Here is a 19,383-nt window from a genome sequence, read left to right as displayed (position 1 = left end):
AAACCAATAAAAAGGGATCGTCATGAAACAAGATAAACTACAGACCGACGCCGGCCGCCGTCGGTTCATTGCCGCCAGTCTGGCGATGAGCGCTGCGGCCGCACTGCCATTCTCCGGCTATGCCCGCCAGCCGGCCCCGCGCAGCACCGGGATCGGAGGCGACGACAAAAAATACGACTACATTATTATCGGCGCCGGCTCGGCCGGATCGGTGGTGACCCGCCGGCTGGTTGATGCCGGATTAAAGGTCCTGCTGCTGGAAGCCGGCCCACGCGACGATATGCCGGCCATTCATAACCCGCCGGAGGCCATGGCGCTGTGGCATTCCGCCGTTGACTGGGGCTTCTCCACCCAGCCGCAGATTTACGCCGGCAAACAGGATATTTACTGGCCGCGCGGCAAAACCTTGGGCGGCTCCAGTTCAATCAACGGCATGATGTACGTGCGCGGCCTGCCTGCCGATTACGACAACTGGGCGGCGATGGGGGCCACCGGCTGGAGCTGGAAGGACGTGCTGCCTTATTTCCGCAAAGCGGAAAACTGCAATATCGATGGCTTGTCCAACCTGCATGCCACCGGGGGGCTGCTGCAGGTCTCTCGCCCCGCCATGACGCCATTGGCCCACGCCTTTGTCGAGGCCGGACAACAGGCCGGGCTGCGACGGGTGCAGGATTACAACGACGGCCAGGACTCCACCGGCGTCAGTTTCCCGCAGTACACCATGACGCCAGACGGCAAACGGGCCAGCGCCTGGGTCTGCTACGGCGACGCCATCCGTGGAGCGGATAACCTGTCGGTGATCACCGAAGCGCGAGTATTGAAGCTGCTCAACCAGGGCGATCACATTACCGGAGTACACTTTGTGCATCGCGGCACCGATTATCGCATCGAGGCCCGCCATGAGGTGCTGCTGTGCGCCGGTTCCCTGATGAGCCCTTCCATTCTGCTGCACTCCGGCATCGGCCCAGCCGAACAGCTGGAGAAAATGGGCATCAAGACCCTGGTCAACCTGCCTGGCGTGGGTGAAAACCTGCACGATCACCTGGTGTGTCCTATGGTTTGGTCTTCGCCGCAGCCGGTGGCGGTCGGTTTGGCCTCCGGTATCGAAGCGCAGATTTTCCATAAGTCAGCCCCGGCGCTCTCGGCGCCTGACACCCAGTCCCTGCTGTTCACCATGCCGTTCATGCCGGGCGTCACTCAGGGTTACACTGTCACCCCAGGTCTGGTACGGCCCATCAGTCGCGGTCGTCTGTGGCTCAACTCGCTCGATCCGCTGCAACCCCCATTGATGGATCCGCGTGTCTATTCTGAAGATCAGGATCTGGAGGTCATGACCGACAAGGCCCTGCTGTTGCGCGAAGTGATGAAGCAAACCGCATTGGCGCCGTGGCGCGGCAAAGAGATGGGCATGGAAGGCGTGAACAACCGCGATAAAATGCGCGATTACATCCGCCGAATGACCGCTTCCTACCACCATCAGGTCGGTACGGCACGCATGGGGACCGACAACATGGCGGTGGTTGATCCGCAATTGCGCGTGCACGGTCTGTCTGGCCTGCGTGTGATCGACGCCTCGGTGATGCCGGTCATTCCTACCGGCAACACCAATGCTCCCAGCATTATGATCGGTGAAAAAGCCGCAGACATGATTTTGTCGAGCAAGGCATAACCATGACAACCACCGTATTGATTACGGGTGCCAACAGGGGCCTGGGTCATGAAACCGCCCGGCGTCTTGCCGGGTGTGGGTGGCACGTAGTCCTCGGCGCGCGGGATCCCCTGCGCGGCGAGCAGGCCATTCAACAGCTGGCTCTGAAAGGCCTGCATGCAGAATTGTTGATAATCGATGTGATTTCCGAGGAGTCAGTGCGGCAGGCGGCGGCGGATTTCAGCAAGGTACACGATCGCCTTGATGTCCTGATCAATAACGCCGGCGTGTCTGGCCCCTGGGGACACCCGAGGGAAACCTGCGCCGTAGCCCTGACGGAAATCTACCAGACTCAGGTTTTTGGCGTGGTTCGCATGATGCAGGCCTTTCTCCCCCTGCTGCAAGCCGCCGCCAACCCCAGAGTGGTGATGGTGTCCAGCTCGCTGGGGTCATTTCATACCATGACCGGCAAAGGCGGCTCCTTCGAGTCCAGAATACTGCAGCTGGCCTATCCCTCTTCAAAAGCGGCGCTCAACATGCTGGTGACCCAATACGCCAAGGCGTTGCCGAAAATCAAGATTAACGCCGTTAACCCGGGCTTTACCCAAACCGATCTCAACCCCCTGGGCTGCCAGACGATAACCGAGGGAACCGATGCTATCGTGGCGCTGGCCTCCCTCGCCAAGGATGGCCCAACCGGCGGTTTTTTTGACCGTCATGGCGAAATTCCATGGTAATTATCTGGTTACCGTCGAAAGCAATAATCTGTACGCTCGCTAAATTCGGTTAATTTATAAGCAAAGATTTATTTATAATAATTCACTGCTTCAAAAATTGCGCCGTGACGATCTTACCCCTCCTTCTAAAATTGCCTTCAAAATAAACGCATTGGGCCGGTACCCTTACTTTTTTTGAGGAGGTTTTTTGTGCCTTGTCAAGCCCCCAATCGCCCTTGAAGCGTGCCATTATTGGCCATAAAACAAGCAATTTATTGATTTTTATTGGAAAAACAATAAATTGCCCCCGGCCAAATAACTATTGAGCCGGGGGGTAAAAAGCCATATATTGGGCCCGTTTTTCTCACGGTAGTTAATTGTTCAATTCAATAATTCAACTAGGGCGTCATTGATACCCCCAGTTGTAGGAGAGATATGATGACGGATAAAGTCCGTATTGATAATTTCGGTGTGAATTTAGAAAATGTAAATAACGAAACATATTTGGCGCGACAAGCTGAATTTGAATCGAATGTCAGGAGTTACCCCCGTAAATTGCCGTTGGCAATTGCGAAAGCCCAAGGCGTTTGGATCACGGATGTTGAGAATAATCAATATCTTGATTGCCTGGCTGGTGCGGGTACGCTGGCTCTGGGTCATAACCATCCTGACGTCCTCCAAAGCATCCAAAATGTCATTACCAGCGGCTTGCCGTTACATACCCTCGATCTTACAACGCCGTTGAAAGATGAGTTCTCCGCTTATTTACTCTCTTTATTGCCAGGCCAGGGCCAGGAATACTGCCTGCAGTTCTGTGGCCCTTCGGGCGCAGATGCGGTAGAAGCCGCGCTGAAACTGGCGAAAAAGCACACCGGTCGCACCGGCGTGATCAGCTTCTCCGGTGGTTACCACGGCATGACCCATGGTGCACTGGCGGTCACGGGCAACCTGTCGCCGAAAGAAGCCATCAACGGCATGATGCCGGAAGTCCAGTTTATGCCTTACCCGCACGAATACCGCTGCCCACTCGGCATCGGTGGCGAAGCCGGGGTCAAGGCGCTGACCTACTATTTCGAAAACCTGATCAATGACGTCGAAAGCGGCGTGCGCAAGCCTGCAGCGGTCATTCTGGAAGCCGTTCAGGGCGAAGGCGGCGTTAACCCGGCCCCGGTCGAGTGGCTGCAGCGTATTCGCAAAGTCACGCAGGAACACGGCATTTTGCTGATTATCGACGAAGTTCAGGCTGGTTTCGCCCGTACCGGCAAGCTGTTCGCCTTTGAACACGCGGGCATTGAGCCGGACATCATCGTGATGTCCAAAGCGGTTGGCGGCGGTTTGCCTCTGGCGGTATTGGGTATCAAGAAACAGTTCGACGCCTGGGAACCTGGTCACCATACCGGTACTTTCCGCGGCAACCAACTGGCGATGGCTACCGGCCTGACCACCCTGCAACACCTCAAAGATAACCAGGTGGCCGAAAAGGTCGCCGTGCAAGGCGAATGGCTGAAAGCCAAGCTGGCCGAGCTGCAAAAACGTTATCCGGTGATTGGTCACGTGCGGGGGCTGGGTCTGATGATCGGTTTGGAAATTGTGAAACCGAACGAAGCACAGGATCACATGGGCTGCTACCCGGCTGACGGCCAGCTCTCCGCCCTGCTGCAGAAGAAATGCTTCGAAGCCGGCCTGATCCTGGAGCGCGGCGGCCGTAATGGCTGCGTGCTGCGTCTGCTGCCTTCCCTGCTGATCACCAACGACGAACTGGGTATCTTCCTGGATAAATTTGAACAGGCCCTGTTAGCCGCCGGCATCAAGCCGGTGGATGTGGAGTGAAGTCGATGTCCCGGTTAAACCCGATTCTGGCCGCCTCAGCGCAAAGCACCGAGGCGTACCAGCAAGCGATCGAACAGAGCAGTCAGGCCGTGGTGCAGTGGCTGCAACAACCCGAGATGTATCAGGGGAAAACCGTTGCCGAGCTGCGTGAACGTATCAAGCTTGACTTTACCCCTCAGGGCCTGGGCAACCAGGTCGCGATCGAACGCGCCATTGAGTACTTTTTAAAAGACAGCCTGTCGGTGCATCATCCGCAGTGCGTCGCGCATTTGCATTGCCCTAGCCTGGTGATCAGCCAGGCTGCCGAAGTGTTGATCAACGCCACCAACCAGAGCATGGACTCTTGGGATCAAAGCCCGTCAGCAACCCTCATCGAGATGAAGCTGATCGAATGGTTGCGTACCCAGGTAGGTTATCAACCGGGCGATGCCGGGGTGTTCACCAGTGGCGGTACCCAGAGCAACCTGATGGGGCTGATGTTGGCACGAGATGCCTTCTTCGCCAAACAGGGTCACTCGGTGCAGCAGGATGGCCTGGTGGGTAATCTGAGAAAGATTAAAGTGTTATGTTCTGAAAATGCCCACTTCTCGGTGCAAAAGAACATGGCTTTACTCGGCCTGGGTTACCAATCCGTCACGCTGGTGAAAACCGATCGATTTGCGCGTATGGATCTGACCGATTTGGCCGAAAAACTGGCGCAGGCCAAGGCCAATGGCGAGCAGATCCTGGCGATCGTCGCAACCGCAGGTACCACGGATGCCGGGGCTATCGACCCGCTGCGCGGCATTGCGCAGTTGGCGGCGGAACACCAGATCTGGGTGCATGTCGATGCGGCCTGGGGCGGTGCCCTGCTGCTTTCCGAGAAATACCGCGACTATCTGGATGGCATTGAATTGGTGGATTCCGTCACTCTGGACTTCCACAAACAATTCTTCCAGACCATCAGCTGCGGCGCTTTCTTGCTGAAAGAAGCCCGTCACTATGAACTGATGCGTTATCAGGCGGCCTACCTGAACTCCGAGTTCGATGAAGCTCAGGGCGTGCCTAACCTGGTGTCCAAATCCTTGCAGACCACCCGCCGTTTTGATGCGTTGAAACTGTGGATGGGGCTGGAAGCTTTGGGCCAGGAGCAATATGCGGCGATCATCGATCACGGCGTAACGCTGGCGCAACAGGTGGCTCACTACATCGGCGATCAACCGGCGCTGGAACTGGTCATGCAGCCACAGCTGGCCAGCGTGCTGTTCCGCTACCGTCCGCAACAGTTAGCCACCGCCGGCGATGCCGCCGTGGCATTGCTGAACCAACGGATTGGCGATGCGTTGCTGGAATCTGGCCGCGCCAACGTCGGGGTCACCGAGTTTGACGGCGTGACCTGCCTGAAAATGACGTTGTTGAACCCTACGGTCAGCCTGGACGATATCAAAGTCCTGCTGGCGCTGGTGGAAAAAACCGCGCAGCAGTTGCCTGCCGCCTAATCCGCCCGCACTGCCCTGACCGGCAGCCAAAAGCCGATAACATTAGCCTGTTATCGGCTTTTTTGTTGGACATGGCTTTAAAACCCATGAATATCACTGGCCGCCCTAATCACCAACGAATGACGTCGTCATTGCTCTCATCCATCCCCCTCGACAAACCAAGATTAATGAATCTCATTCATAGTCCCTATGCGCTCTGGAGGGATTATCCCTGTGGATCTTATCGGTAATATAACCTCGCTGACTCCTGTTTAGAACGCTCAGAGAGAACCCCCTAAAACTGGCCTTCACTGGTTTTGTTATCGGTTGCTGCACTGCCCAGCGGGTCAGATATTTTTGTTGAAGAAGGCATCGAGTTTATTCATGGCCTGAGCGACATAGTTTGGAACCCAATAGGTTTCAATATGCGTTGCGCCCTCAATAAGAAACAGCTCTTTACTCTTCGCATTGATAGCTTTGGGAAAAGCGGATTCGGTCATGTAAAGCGAATCTGCCTGGGTGCCGGCGATCATTAGGAGGGGTTGATTAATCAGATCCATATTGCTTTGGGCATCGAAACTCATCAAGTCAAGCAGGCTGCTGAAAGTATAACGAAATGTGGAGTTCGGGTGCGCATGGGTTTTGCCGTAGTACTCAAAACCCTGGCGATAAAGGTCAAATGGGAGCCTGGCAATTTGCTCTTCCGTCAGTTTGGCATCGCCCGTATATGTGATTTCACCGGTCGTTGCTTCTTTCGCCCGGGCTAACGAAGCCTGCGTCAAACGTTCCTGAATGCTGGAGATTTGAGAATTTTGATAACCGTTGCGACGCACCAGGCCAGAATCAAACATGCTTATCGTCGCCAGGGCTTTAAAACGCTTATCCGTTTGCGCCGCTTTCAGCGAGTAACCACCGCCACCGCAAATGCCCAGCAAACCAATACGTTCGGCGTCGACACCGGGATACTGACTAAGGAAGTCGGCCATGCCATGGATATCTTCAATACGGTTGGCGGGTTTGTCGACACTGCGCGGCAAACCACCGCTGGCCCCCTGATAGGCAGCATCCGCAGCGATGGTAATGAAGCCATGCTCTGCCAAGCGCTGTGCGTAGAGCCCAGCCACTTGCTCTTTTACTCCCCCATTAGGGTGGGCAACGACGATAGCCTGATATTTTTTGGCAGGATCGTAATTGGCAGGAATATAGACGTTTGCCGCGATCTGAATGCCATGAAGATTGTATTTCACCGGACGAATATTGATCTTGCCCTGAACATTCTCGGTGATGGCACCTTCATACGCCAGGGTATAAGGGTTTTGTTTGTAGTCTGCAGCGTTAACAGAGACGGAAAACCCGGCCACAGCGGCCAGAAGCATGGCATTTAATATCGTGAAATTCACATTCCCTCCTGAAGATAAATTTTTAAGCACACCGAAAGGCACCGGGTAAATATTTCCACCCCAGCATAGGGCGATGAAACTGACCGCAGCATGACCACTTAATAACAATTTTGTCAGTTAGTAGCCATGTTATTACTGAGAAGCCGGGTAATCGCTGACAGTAATGAAAAAACAAATCTTCCAAAATAAGGATATATGAGCAATGCGTTTGTTATTGGTCGAGGATGAAGAAAAGACGGCTTCTTATATCAGGCATGCTTTGGCGGAATCAGGCTTTATCGTGGATGTCTCCGCAGAGGGGCCTGAGGGTCTGCACTATGCGCTCGAATATGACTACGACGCCATCATTCTGGATGTCATGCTGCCGGGAATGGATGGTTATCGCGTGCTGGAAAGCATTCGTTCCCGGAAACAAACGCCAATACTGATGCTCTCCGCTCGAGGTTCGGTCGATGAACGAGTCAAAGGCCTTCGTCTGGGCGCGGATGATTATCTGCCGAAACCCTTCTCATTGATTGAGCTGGTCGCCCGTATTCAGGCTTTAGTTCGTCGCTGGGGGAGTGACGGATTAGATATTACGCAATTGAAGCTCCACGATCTGCATATTGATATTCTGGCTCGCCGGGTGTTTCGGGCCAATATTCGCTTGGAACTGAGCAGCAAAGAGTTTTCTTTGCTCAGTTTACTGGCTCGTCATCAGGGCGAAATTATGTCGAAAATGATGATTGCCGAGCAGATCTGGGATATGAATTTCGACAGTGATGCCAACGTGGTTGAAGTGGCAATAAAACGGTTGCGAGCAAAAATTGATACGCCATTCGAGGTTAAGTTATTACACACTGTTCGCGGCATGGGTTATATCCTGGAAGTCAGAGCCTAAGTCGGCACAGAGAAAAATATTTCCGTCGTAGCTGACAACATTGTCAGGAAATGGTCAGCCTGAGGACATGCGCCGCTGATTAAAATCATTGCAAAACCGCGTTGGTTTTAACTGAGGGATACATCCATATGTTCAATACACCCCGCGCTATCGGGCTGATATTTGGTCTTATTACCTTTAATTCTGTTGCACAGGAGCCTGGCCCCACCGCCACTGTCGCGTCGGCTGGCAGCCAAAAAACCTTTTTGGGGCCGCAAGAAAACTTTACCGGGCGTGTCCGCGTGGATCCACTCTTCACCGCGGATAAACAAATTAACGTCTCCGCTGCCTACGTCACCTTCGAACCGGGTGCACGTTCAGCCTGGCACACTCATCCCGCAGGTCAGCGGCTGATTGTCACTTCTGGAGTGGGTTTGACCCAGCAGGAAGGCCAACCGATACAGATTATTCGCCCCGGCGATGTGGTGTCGTGCCCTGCCGGCGCTAAACACTGGCATGGCGCAACCCCGGACAGTGCGATGACGCATCTGGCTGTGACCGGTAACGTGGCGGGCAGCAATGTTGAATGGATGGAGAAAGTGACTGATGAAGAATACCACGCGCGTTAAAACGTTCACCGCCGCTGCGTTATTGGTTTTTGGCTGTAACCTGGCGGCATTTGGCGCACCGGCAAAACGAGGAACATCAGAAATGCACCAGCCGCAGGCCGTTTCAAAAACCCTCTCTGCTCGTCAGCAAAGCATTCCGTTAATCGCGGCATTTATGGCGACCAGTAATATGGAAAAACTGAATACCTCGCTTAATCAGGGGCTGGATTCAGGGCTATCAGTAAACGAAACCAAAGAAATCCTCGTTCAACTGTACGCCTATACCGGATTCCCCCGCAGCCTCAATGCTCTGAATGAGTTAATGAAAGTAATAGAAGCACGTAAACAGCGTGGCATAAATGACGTTCAAGGAAAAGATCCGGCCAACAAAATTCCCGTAGGCGATGCGCTTCGCCAGACCGGTATCGCTAACCAGACCCAAATTTCCGGCGGGCCGGTACAAGGGCCACTTTTCGAATTTGCACCAATCATCAATCAGTTCCTGCAGATGCATTTATTTGGCGATATTTTTGCACGGGACAATTTGGACTGGCAGAGCCGTGAATTGGCAACCGTGGGAGCATTGGCTGCCACGCCTGGCGTGGAAGCTCAACTGCTCTCTCATATGCGCGCCAGTCTGAGAGTAGGATTGAGCAAAGAGCAACTTCGACAACTGGTACAGATACTGCGCGACAACGGTGAATCCGGCATGGCGGCCCGTGCCGAGCAGGCATTGAAACAGGCACTGGACCACGTCGGATAAACGCCATTTAAAAGTAGAGCGGCGGTAATAGGAAACAGAGGAGTTATTTTGAAGACAATATTAAAAACCTGGGCCTTATGCGTCATGGTCGGCAGTTTCATTTCCCCCTATGTTAATGCGGAACCTCTGGTTATTCGTGAGCAAGGCAGCTTCGCGGCCGGAGGCTCTGTAGCCACAGCTCCAGGGGACTTCGATGCCCAAAAACCCCTGGATCCCGCGGGGCAAACTTATCATGGTGATCATGCTGCTGTTTTCTATCAAATTCCTGAGCATCCCCATAAATATCCGATAATCATGCTTCACGGTGCGGGACAATCCTCACGCACCTGGGAAAGTACGCCGGATGGGCGAGAAGGATTTCAGACTATTTTCTTACGTCGCGGTTTTTCGACCTATTTAGTCGATCAGCCCCGCCGTGGCAATGCAGGACGAAGCATGGTCGAAGCCGCTTTGGCACCGAAAGCCGATGAGCAGCTGTGGTTCAATCAGTTTCGCGTCGGCATCTGGCCGGACTATTTCAAAGGAGTTCAGTTCCCGCAAGATAAAGCCGCATTAAACCAATATTTCCGTCAGATGACGCCGAACACCGGCCCCTTTGACAGTAACGTCATTTCTGACGCCATGTCGGCGGTGGTAGATAAAACCGGCCCTGCCATCCTGTTCACTCATTCCCAGGGGGGCGGGCCGGGATGGTATACCGCAATGAAAAATCCCAAGGTGAAAGCGATTGTCGCCTTTGAGCCGGGGAGCGGCTTCGTCTTCCCTGAGAGTGAATTACCGGCACCGATGCCCAGTGCTTTCGATACGCTAAAAGGCGAACCGGTAAACAGGACGCAATTTGCCGCCCTGATTAAAATCCCAATCCTGATTTTTTATGGGGACAACATTCCTGACAAACCGGTCGCCATGCCGGCACAGGACAGTTGGAGAGTCAGGCTGGCGATGGCTCGCCGCTGGCAGGACGTGGTAAACAAACAGGGTGGCGATGTCACCGTCATCCACCTTCCCGAAGTCGGTATTAAAGGAAATACGCACTTCCCCTTTTCGGATCTGAACAATGTTCAAATCGCCGATCAGGTCAGTAAATTCCTGCAGGAAAAGCACCTTCAGTAATCTGTCACCGCTGCAGCAAGGTTCGATTAATGAACCTTGCTGATTAACCCTATCCATTTACTCCGTCTAATCGAATAAATCAGTCTGCGCTATGCTTTCTTCACACAAAAGCAGAAGGATAACGACATGCAAACAGTGCAGCTGAACAACGGGGTCGAAATGCCCAAACGGGGTTTTGGTGTCTTCCAGATGACGGACGCCAAGGAATGCGAACGCGCCGTTATCGACGCCATTGAGTCCGGCTATCGCCTGATTGATACCGCCGCCTCCTATCAGAATGAAACCCAGGTGGGCAATGCCCTTAAGCAAAGCGGTGTGGAACGTGAAGCGCTGTTTGTAACCACCAAGTTGTGGTTGCAGGACACCCACTATGAAGGGGCGAAGGCACAGTTTGAACGCTCACTGAATCGCCTGCAGCTTGACTATGTGGATCTCTATTTGATCCACCAGCCCTATGGCGATGTTCATGGCGCATGGCGGGCGATGGAGGAGTTGCACCAGGCGGGGAAAATCCGTGCCATTGGCGTCAGCAACTTTCATCCGGACCGGCTCGCGGATCTGATCGCATTCAACAAGGTCGTTCCGGCAGTGAACCAGATTGAAGTGAACCCGTTTAACCAACAACTGCATGCGGTGCCGTGGATGAAAAGTCGGGGAATACAGCCCGAAGCGTGGGCGCCATTCGCTGAAGGGAAAAATGGCCTGTTTCAGCACCCGTTATTAACCGCCATGGCTGAAAAACGGGGTAAGAGTGTCGGCCAGGTGGTTCTGCGCTGGATTTATCAACGCGATATCATCTCGTTGGCAAAATCTGTCCGCAGGGAACGAATGGAAGAAAATATCAATATTCTGGACTTCGAGCTCAGCGAAGAAGAAATGGAGAAGATTACCGCTTTGGATACGGCATCCAGCGCCTTCTTCTCTCATCGCGATCCCGCTATGGTGGAATGGTTGACGGGCCGAAAACTTGATGTTTAGGTGAACCACGGCCGGCGTAGCACTAAGGGGGGCGCCGGCCCCAAAATGTTAATGGCGCAGAGCATCAATCAACAAGGCAAACGCCGGAGGATGCTGCCTCCGGCTGGGATAATAGAGGTAGTAACCGGGAAATGTCGGGCACCACTCGTCCAGAATCTGGATAAGCTCTCCTGATTTCACTTCGTTTTGAATCATATCTTCCGGTACGCAGGCGATACCAAACCCTGACGACGCCGCGTCGATTCTCTCTGCCAACAGATTAAATGTCAGTTGCCCTTCCACTTTCACGCGCAACGGCTTGCCGTCTTTCTCAAACTCCCAGTGGTATAACCCACCGGCGGTAGGAAGTCGCATGTTGATGCAACGATGCTGTTGCAACTCATGAGGCGTCTGCGGGATCCCGTGTTCGGCAAAGTAAGCCGGCGCCCCCACAACCACCATTCGCATGTCCGGCCCAATTTTTACCGCAATCATGTCCTTATCTACGCTTTCGCCAAGGCGAATACCGGCATCGAAACGCCCTTCTACAATGTCAACGAACCCATTATCCACCACCAGTTCGACATTAATTTCAGGGTATTGCCGAAGAAAAGGTTTTAGCTTTGGCCACATCAGGCAGCGCGCTGCATGCTCCCCGGCGGAAAGTCTGATATTGCCTGAAGCGGTGCCATTTGGTTGGAGCAGGATTTCAAGTTCATGCTCAAGATCGGCAAGCCGTGGCTCAAGACAGGCGATTAACTTCTCCCCGACCTCCGTTGGGGCGACGCTGCGGGTGGTTCGGGTCAGCAGACGCGTATTTAAACGTTGCTCTAATGCCTTCACCGCATGGCTCAATGCCGACTGAGAAACCCCCAGCTTGGCCGCCGCTTTGGTAAAGCTTTTCTCCCTGGCAACCACCAGGAAGATTTGCAGCTCATTGAAGTTTTCTTTCAGCATCAGGTATTTCCTTAACGCATTGAGTAATGGCAGATAAAACTAATGATAACGCGTGGGCTACGCAATCACTTTAGCCCGAAATATCCAGCCAATTACCAGGGAACCACTCTGCCGAGATAATCAAGATAATGTAAGCCGGAACGCCCTCGGTAGGCCGCCATGGTATCAAGCAGTGCCGGAATGCTTTCGTCGATGCTCAATCGCCCTTGCGGACCACCCAACTCGGTGCGTACCCAACCAGGAGCCATCAGCAGCAAGGTGCGAGAGTCGTCGTGGTGACGCGCCGCGAAGCTGCGCATCAACATATTTAGCGCAGATTTGCTGGCCCGATAGACTTCGAAATTGCCATTGGTGTTATTGGTAAGGCTGCCCTGCCCGGATGACATCACGCCGAGGGTTCCGCATTCGACTACCAGATCTTTAAAGCTCTCGATGACCCGCATAGGGCTCAGCGCATTGGTCACCATTACCCGGGTGAATTCTTCGGTCGAGACGTCCGCCACGGTTTCACGATCGTCGTTTTTCACCCCGGCGTTAACAAAAAGCAGGTCAATCTGGCGATCCTTCAATCGCTCACGCAAGGCGCTAATCTGTTCGGGCGCGGTAATATCGGCCGTTTCAACTTCCAGCAGGTGCGGAAACTTTTCCGCCAGGCGAAGAAGATTGTCCTTAGAGGACTCGCGACCGGTAGCGATTACTTTGTCACCACGTTGCAGAAACTCTTCTGTCATCGCGAAGCCCAATCCCCGGGATGCACCAATGAGCAGGACGGTCTGTTGCTGTTTTGACGGTGTTTGCATGAAAGTATTCCTCTGTGTTTTCGTTGTCATGTGCGCTAAAAAATATAACTATGCTGAATAGATTGCGGAAGACGCAGCATTTGCACTTATCACCTGCATCGGACGCCTCTCCTATCAATAAACCAGGATCCCCGACATGTCAGAACCCGATCTCAATTTACTGATTGCGCTCGATGCGTTGCTTACGCTGGGCAGCGTGGCCGAAGCTGCACGCCGCCTAAACCTCAGCGCCTCGGCCATGAGCCGTACGCTTGGCCGACTGCGGGCAGTCACCGGAGATCCCTTACTGGTAAGGGCCGGGCGCAATATGGTACTCACTCCCTATGCCGAAGAGATTCGCGAACGTACGCAAAACACCGTATTTGAGGCGCGTTCGATACTGCGCCCTTCGCTATCAGAACTGAGTTTATCAACGCTGGAACGGACATTTACCCTGCGCGCCAACGAGGGCTTTGTCGAGGCGTTCGGCGCCGCACTGATCTCCGCCGTGGCAACGGCAGCCCCGTTGGTGAGACTCTGTTTTGCGCCAAAACCGGAAAAGAGCTCCCGGCATTTGCGTGAAGGACGGGTTGATTTGGAAGTCGGCGTTTTGGGGGACATGGGGCCGGAAATCCGCCTGCAGGCGCTGTTCCGCGACCGATTCGTCGCAGTGGTCAGAAAGGGCCATCCGTTGGAGCAGGAAGCCGAAATCACCGCGCGAGCCTATGCCGAATGTGGTCATGTGGTCGCATCACGCCGTGGGCTGGTCACCGGCCCGGTAGATCAGGGATTGGCTGAATTGGGGTTGGAACGAAAAGTCGCCGCCGTGGTGCCGAGTTTTCCCGCCGCGCTGGCGGTGGCTCAGGCGTCCGATCTGGTGGCGCTGGTCCCTGCTTCATTCCTGATCAATCAACCGGTGGGCACTGCGCTTTATATGTTTGAACTGCCGGTAAAAACCCAAAGCATCACCGTTTCGCAGATGTGGCACCCGCGTTTGGAGGCCGACCCAGCCCATCGCTGGCTGCGGCAGTGGGTGCTGAAGGTGGTTCAACAACGCTTTGCCACGTTAGCGACCTGAAGAGCACTGCGCCAGCGGCCATTCAAGTGTTAATTTTCATCGCGTCGGAAGTTTGAGTCAGGTGTCACGATAACCGCCCCCTTTCTTCTGTATTCTCTGCCAGGAATTCTATTTTACGGGGAGATTAGGTGACATGAAAAAAACAGTTATATTCACCATGATGGCGCTGGGCAGTCTTATCGCCAGCGTACAAGCAAGCGACAAACTTGCGGGTAATGAAATACTTGCCGTTCAAAAAGGTGGCGTGCCAGACAAGGTTTTCTCGCAGGATAAACCGCATTTGAAGATAGCCACCTATAACATCGGTAAAAATGAAGCTTCTTCTGCCGTCTCCGATTTCACCGCACTTAATTCGGCCATTAAAAAAATAGATGCGGATATTATCGCGATCCAGGAAGTGGATAATAAGACACTGCGCAGTCAAAAAATCGATCAGCTTAAAAAAATCGCTGATGCCAATAAAATGCATTATGCCTTTGGCAAAGCGCTTGATTTCGATGGCGGCGAGTATGGCGTAGGACTGCTTTCCAAATACAAAATTCTGCATTCACAGGTGGTTAAATTGCCATCGGGTGATGCCGAGCAACGCGTCACATTACTGGCGCAGGTTGAGGTTCCCGGGTTTGATTCAGCGCCAATCATTATGGTCACCCATCTCGACTGGCAAAAAGATCCGGCGATACGCACTGAACAAGCACGCTACCTGTTGGATTTGAGCATTGGCGATGCCGCTTCTGATTTCAAAGATATTGCCTCCTCGATTAAGATCCTCGCCGGCGACTTCAACTCGACGCAAGATGAACAGCCATTGAAAGAAATACGTTATTTTTTCAATGAAGTTGTGAAAGAAGGAACCGATACTCGCAGTTGGCCAGCGGTTAACCCCGCGATTGATATAGACCATATCTTCACATTTAAAGGTCAAAAGTGGAACGTGAAGAATGTGGATATTCCACATAATACGCCTGAATTTACCTGGTCAACGGCAAGCGATCACCTGCCGGTTATTGCCGATCTTGAGCTTTCAGAACAGTAAGGCCAATGAGGAAGCCTGTTGCAGGCTTCCTCACTGTTTTTTGCCCATCGATGGGCCTGCTGGCCTCAGACGCGAACCACCAGTTTGCCCTGTGCACGGTCATTCTCGATCATGCGGTGAGCGTTGGCGACATCGTCAAAGTCGAAGGTTTTCACCCACAGCGACGGCATGGTCTGGTCTGCTCAAGGGCTACATCTACACCTTCCGGTGCTACACCCCGTATTTGTTCTGCAATTTCACCGGTATCAATCACCACCACCTCAAACTGTGCCGCTTGTCTCTTTCTTGCCCTCAACTTAAGCCGTCATGATGTATCCTTTGCTTTCAATAATTGACAATTTGTAAACAGATGGCAAAATCCGCACAAACATAACGATAATAGTTATCGTTATCAGCAATGGATGTTGTCCAAACATGAAGCAAAGATGCACTGTTTGCCATTAAAGGAATTCTATTATGAACGTTATTTATATTATTTTTATTTATGTCATGTGGTTTATTATATTTAGAGTTTTGAGTGGAAAATACAATTGGTTAAACACAATACATTCAATTATACCTGCATTTTTAACCGTTTGTTTGGTTAGCTGGCTATTTGGATATTAGGGCTCTGTCTATTAACCGCTTTCGACCGAACTTTACACCTTTCAATCGAGCTTCCCGCCGCCCTTCATTCGTTCGTTCCAGTATTCGCTGACGTTCTGTCTGTGCTACAGCTGACAGGATGATGACCATAGTACCCACCCCACAATCGGTACTGGTATCAGTACCATCATCAATGAACTGGATCGCCACGACCTGTGAATCAAATTCTTTTATCTTGAGCCGAAAGCGGTACTGGTGGCGAACGATTACGCACTTTTACGCAGCAGAGCCGTCGCGGGTCAGGCGGTCACTGAGTTACCGCCCTTTATGGCGAACAAGGAGATCGCCGCCGGCCGTTTGTGCGCAGTCTTACCTTCTCACCCGTTGCCAGAACAAACGCTTAGCTTGCTCTATCCATCACAACGGCATCCATCGCGACTGGTACGGGTATATCTCGATTGTCGGCGACGAGGGACGATAAAATTCACAGGTTATTGATAGCGGGAGATTTATTAGAGGATGGCGGTTCTATGGGTTTTCTGCTTTAAGATTAATAATGCTTTAATAGTGCCCACTATGCAGTACAGTAAAACGATGACGCCCAATCAATCGAAGCACTGCATAGTGGAATACTAATGTTAACGTAATGAGTTAATTTCTATAACCTTATGTAACTAAAGAAATCAAAAATTCCGCTAATGAAAACCCACTAACTCAATAATAAATAATAGCCGTACACCCTTTGGTATAAAACTCGCCAAGATTTTATTATCCACTTTATTTTTATGGTTTATTAAATATTCGCAGCCTCATATTTCCATTCTGGGCAATGCACCACGTTCACTCGGTCGTAGTCTGAACCAAGCCACCCTCAGCGCCCCGCAGTTGTTGCAATTCGGGCTAAGAATTTAGTTAGCAGGCAACATATCCTTAACTTTATAATGAATCAAATGGTACAATATCGACATTCCATCGTTTGATTTACGCTCTGCTTTCACTCCACCAGGGAACGGCACGGACGCGATCACTCGAGGTAAACATGAAGAAAAACATTATCTTGGAGTCTTTCAGACATGCCTGAATCAAATGCCCGTCCGGGTATAAAACTTAAACTATGGTGTTGTTTATTAGGGGTAATCCTTACCGTTGTCGGCCTATTCTTTGCCATTGCCGGCGGTAAGCTGGTTTCGCTGGGGGGCAGCAGCTACTTTCTGATTGCCGGTATCGTTACCCTGCTTTCCGCCGTGCAATTCTTCCGTCGCAAATCTTCGGCCGTGCCGCTGTTCCTGCTGGTGTTTGTCGGCACGCTGGTTTGGTCGGTGGTTGATGCCGGCTTCGATTTCTGGCCATTGGTTTCGCGGCTGATGGTCCCTGCCGGTTTGATGCTGTTGACCTTCCTGAGCTGGCCGGCACTGCGTAAGCCAGAAGGCAAAACGCCGTTGGCAAAACTGTCTTACCTGCTAAGTGCGGTATTGGCCGTTGGCATGATCGGCACCTTTGTGCAGATGTTCCAGCCACACCCTACCGTGGCTTTCAGCGGCGAGCCGTTGCCGCTGATCCCGGTGGATAAAAGCAAACAACAAAAAGATTGGGATAACTACGGCAATACCCCGGGCGGCAGCCGCTTTGTGGCGCTGGACCAAATCACCCGGGACAACGTAAAAGAACTGAAGGTCGCCTGGACCTTCCACACCGGCGATACTCCGTTGAGCCCGGATGGCAACGGCGCTGAAGATCAGCAAACGCCGTTGCAAATCGGCAACCGTATCTTCCTGTGCACGCCGCATAACAACGTGATTGCCGTCGATGCCGACAGCGGTAAAGAGATCTGGAAACGTGAAATCAACGCGAAATCCCAGGTCTGGAACCGTTGCCGTGGCCTGGCCTACTTTGATGTTGCCAAGCCCCTGCAACAGCCGACCGTACCTGGCTCTACGCCCGCTACGCCGGTCACCCTGGCTGCAGGCGACAGTTGCCAGCGCCGTATTCTGATGAACACCATCGATGCGCGCCTGGTGGCAATCAACGCCGATAACGGTGAATTCTGTCAGAACTTCGGCAACCAGGGCGTGGTTGATCTGAAAGTCGGTCTGGGCGATGCCGCCGATCCGAAATATCAGCTGACTTCTGCCCCTACGCTGGCGGGCACTACCGTTGTGGTCGGCGGCCGCGTAGCCGATAACGTACAAACTGATATGCCTGGCGGCGTGCTGCGCGGTTTTGACGTGATCACCGGCGCGATGCGCTGGGCGTTCGACCCGGGTAATCAGGATCCAAACTCAGCTTTAAAACCCGGCCAGACCTTTGTCCGCAGCACGCCAAATTCCTGGGCACCGATGTCCTACGACCCGGCGATGAACACCGTGTTCTTGCCGATGGGCAGCTCCTCGGTGGATCTGTGGGGCGCTAACCGTAACGCGTTGGATCACAAATACGGCGCTTCTATCCTGGCGTTGGACGCCACCACCGGCAAAGAGAAGTGGGTTTATCAGACCGTTCATAACGACCTGTGGGATTTCGACCTGCCGATGCAGCCCAGCCTGATCGACTTCCCAATGAAGGACGGTACCACCAAACCGGCCCTGGTCATTGGTGCCAAAACCGGTCAGATCTTCGTGTTGGATCGCCATACCGGTAAGCCTTTGACCGAAGTGAAAGAGCTGCCGGTGAAAACCCGCACCATCCCCGGTGAGCAATACTCGGCGACTCAACCCTTCTCCGTTGGCATGCCGCAGATTGGCGCCGAAAAACTGACCGAGTCCGACATGTGGGGCGCCACGCCGTTTGATCAGTTGATGTGTCGCATCAGCTTCAAATCCATGCGCTACGACGGCCTGTTTACCGCACCGGACACCGATATCTCTCTCAGCTTCCCTGGCTCTTTGGGCGGCATGAACTGGGGTGGCCTGTCGACCGATCCGAACAACCATTACATCTTCGCCAACGACATGCGTTTGGGCCTGTGGGTACAAATGATCCCGCAAAAAACCGATGCCAATACCCCGGCCAGCAATGGCGGTGAATCGGTCAATGCCGGTATGGGTGCGGTGCCGTTAAAAGGCACGCCTTACGGCGTTAACAAAAACCGTTTCATGTCACCTCTGGGCATTCCTTGCCAGAAACCGCCGTTTGGTACCCTGTCGGCGATCGATCTGAAAACGCAGAAAGTGGTGTGGCAAGTCCCGGCCGGTACGGTTCAGGATACCGGGCCATTCGGCATCAAAATGCGTGCGCCAATGCCGGTGGGCATGCCGACGCTCGGCGGCACGCTGGCGACTCAGGGCGGCCTGGTGTTCATTGCCGGCACTCAGGATTACTACCTGCGGGCCTTTGACTCTTCCACCGGTAAAGAAGTGTGGAAAGCGCGCTTGCCTGTCGGCAGCGGCGGCACGCCAATGAGTTATGTTTCACCGACCACCGGTAAGCAATACATCGTGATTTCCGCCGGTGGCGCTCGTCAGTCGCCAGACCGTGGCGATTACGTGATTGCCTATGCACTTGATAAATAAATCTAACCACAGGTTATGATCGCCAGCCCCCGCCTCACTGCGGGGGCTTTTTTATATTCGCGGGCAACGGTTTAATAGCCAATACCTA

Annotated in this window: 17 protein-coding genes and 1 pseudogene; 13 read left to right on the top strand and 5 right to left on the bottom strand. The window is 53.1% G+C overall.

From position 1 onward, the window contains the following. Window positions 1-22: 22 nt before the first annotated feature. The 4 genes from LQ945_RS00905 to LQ945_RS00890 all read left to right on the top strand — a co-directional run bounded on the left by LQ945_RS00905 (window position 23) and on the right by LQ945_RS00890 (window position 5,672). Window positions 23-1,669 carry a GMC family oxidoreductase gene (locus LQ945_RS00905; protein ID WP_270102066.1) on the top strand — a complete coding sequence of 549 codons (1,647 nt, stop codon included), beginning with the start codon at window positions 23-25 and terminating at the stop codon, window positions 1,667-1,669. 2 nt (window positions 1,670-1,671) lie between these two features. Then, window positions 1,672-2,385 (top strand): SDR family NAD(P)-dependent oxidoreductase, encoded by a 714-nt coding sequence (locus LQ945_RS00900; protein ID WP_270102065.1) that lies wholly within the window; start codon window positions 1,672-1,674, stop codon window positions 2,383-2,385. Window positions 2,386-2,802: 417 nt separating this feature from the next. Continuing rightward, a complete protein-coding gene (locus LQ945_RS00895) occupies window positions 2,803-4,194 on the top strand; it encodes a diaminobutyrate--2-oxoglutarate transaminase (RefSeq protein ID WP_182825599.1) in 1,392 nt (463 codons plus the stop codon). Between the two features lie 5 nt (window positions 4,195-4,199). Continuing rightward, on the top strand, window positions 4,200-5,672 hold the full coding sequence (locus LQ945_RS00890) for a pyridoxal phosphate-dependent decarboxylase family protein (protein WP_270102064.1): 1,473 nt from the start codon (window positions 4,200-4,202) through the stop codon (window positions 5,670-5,672). Window positions 5,673-5,998: 326 nt separating this feature from the next. On the opposite strand, the gene LQ945_RS00885 is transcribed toward LQ945_RS00890, so the two are convergent. Next, a complete protein-coding gene (locus LQ945_RS00885) occupies window positions 5,999-7,027 on the bottom strand; it encodes an alpha/beta hydrolase (RefSeq protein ID WP_420136194.1) in 1,029 nt (342 codons plus the stop codon). Between the two features lie 226 nt (window positions 7,028-7,253). Here LQ945_RS00885 and LQ945_RS00880 point away from each other — a divergent pair, with 226 nt between their 5' ends. The 5 genes from LQ945_RS00880 to LQ945_RS00860 all read left to right on the top strand — a co-directional run bounded on the left by LQ945_RS00880 (window position 7,254) and on the right by LQ945_RS00860 (window position 11,372). Then, window positions 7,254-7,931, top strand: coding sequence for a heavy metal response regulator transcription factor (locus tag LQ945_RS00880; RefSeq protein ID WP_269934635.1), 678 nt, complete (start codon window positions 7,254-7,256; stop codon window positions 7,929-7,931). 128 nt (window positions 7,932-8,059) lie between these two features. Further along, window positions 8,060-8,539, top strand: a complete 480-nt coding sequence (locus LQ945_RS00875) for a cupin domain-containing protein (RefSeq protein WP_270102062.1) — start codon at window positions 8,060-8,062, stop codon at window positions 8,537-8,539. Beyond that, on the top strand, window positions 8,517-9,281 hold the full coding sequence (locus tag LQ945_RS00870; RefSeq protein ID WP_270102061.1) for a carboxymuconolactone decarboxylase family protein: 765 nt from the start codon (window positions 8,517-8,519) through the stop codon (window positions 9,279-9,281). The genes LQ945_RS00875 and LQ945_RS00870 overlap by 23 nt, the downstream gene beginning before the upstream one ends. A gap of 48 nt (window positions 9,282-9,329) precedes the next feature. After that, on the top strand, window positions 9,330-10,394 hold the full coding sequence (locus tag LQ945_RS00865) for an alpha/beta hydrolase (protein WP_269934632.1): 1,065 nt from the start codon (window positions 9,330-9,332) through the stop codon (window positions 10,392-10,394). Window positions 10,395-10,520: 126 nt separating this feature from the next. Next, entirely contained in the window at window positions 10,521-11,372 is an 852-nt protein-coding gene (locus LQ945_RS00860; protein ID WP_270102060.1) for an aldo/keto reductase, read from the top strand. A gap of 48 nt (window positions 11,373-11,420) precedes the next feature. Here LQ945_RS00860 and LQ945_RS00855 read toward each other — a convergent pair whose 3' ends face one another. Continuing rightward, window positions 11,421-12,308: a LysR family transcriptional regulator gene (locus LQ945_RS00855; RefSeq protein ID WP_270102059.1), complete on the bottom strand. Its 888-nt coding sequence runs from the start codon at window positions 12,306-12,308 to the stop codon at window positions 11,421-11,423. A 92-nt stretch (window positions 12,309-12,400) separates the two neighbouring features. Continuing rightward, window positions 12,401-13,108 (bottom strand): SDR family NAD(P)-dependent oxidoreductase, encoded by a 708-nt coding sequence (locus LQ945_RS00850; protein WP_269934630.1) that lies wholly within the window; start codon window positions 13,106-13,108, stop codon window positions 12,401-12,403. 136 nt (window positions 13,109-13,244) lie between these two features. Between LQ945_RS00850 and LQ945_RS00845 the strand changes: the two genes are divergently transcribed. Next, window positions 13,245-14,165, top strand: a complete 921-nt coding sequence (locus LQ945_RS00845) for a LysR family transcriptional regulator (protein WP_270102058.1) — start codon at window positions 13,245-13,247, stop codon at window positions 14,163-14,165. A gap of 133 nt (window positions 14,166-14,298) precedes the next feature. Further along, window positions 14,299-15,201 carry an endonuclease/exonuclease/phosphatase family protein gene (locus LQ945_RS00840; protein WP_270102057.1) on the top strand — a complete coding sequence of 301 codons (903 nt, stop codon included), beginning with the start codon at window positions 14,299-14,301 and terminating at the stop codon, window positions 15,199-15,201. Between the two features lie 65 nt (window positions 15,202-15,266). Here LQ945_RS00840 and LQ945_RS00835 read toward each other — a convergent pair whose 3' ends face one another. Both LQ945_RS00835 and LQ945_RS00830 read right to left on the bottom strand, forming a co-directional pair. Further along, window positions 15,267-15,371, bottom strand: coding sequence for a zinc-binding dehydrogenase (locus LQ945_RS00835; protein ID WP_270102056.1), 105 nt, complete (start codon window positions 15,369-15,371; stop codon window positions 15,267-15,269). A 439-nt stretch (window positions 15,372-15,810) separates the two neighbouring features. Then, a pseudogene (locus LQ945_RS00830) lies at window positions 15,811-16,020 on the bottom strand (recombinase family protein); the annotation flags it as partial. A gap of 21 nt (window positions 16,021-16,041) precedes the next feature. On the opposite strand from LQ945_RS00830, the gene LQ945_RS24870 reads away from it, so the two are divergent. Together LQ945_RS24870 and LQ945_RS00825 are read left to right on the top strand one after the other, a co-directional pair. Continuing rightward, a complete protein-coding gene (locus tag LQ945_RS24870) occupies window positions 16,042-16,284 on the top strand; it encodes a LysR substrate-binding domain-containing protein (protein WP_420136172.1) in 243 nt (80 codons plus the stop codon). Between the two features lie 575 nt (window positions 16,285-16,859). After that, a complete protein-coding gene (locus tag LQ945_RS00825; protein ID WP_270102055.1) occupies window positions 16,860-19,295 on the top strand; it encodes a glucose/quinate/shikimate family membrane-bound PQQ-dependent dehydrogenase in 2,436 nt (811 codons plus the stop codon). The last annotated feature ends 88 nt before the right edge of the window (window positions 19,296-19,383 follow it).

Source organism: Serratia liquefaciens, assembly GCF_027594825.1.
In the GTDB taxonomy this organism is placed as follows: Bacteria; Pseudomonadota; Gammaproteobacteria; order Enterobacterales; family Enterobacteriaceae; genus Serratia; species Serratia liquefaciens_A.
The sequence above is the reverse complement of the archived record's forward strand: the minus strand, read 5'-3'. Positions and strand labels throughout refer to the sequence as shown.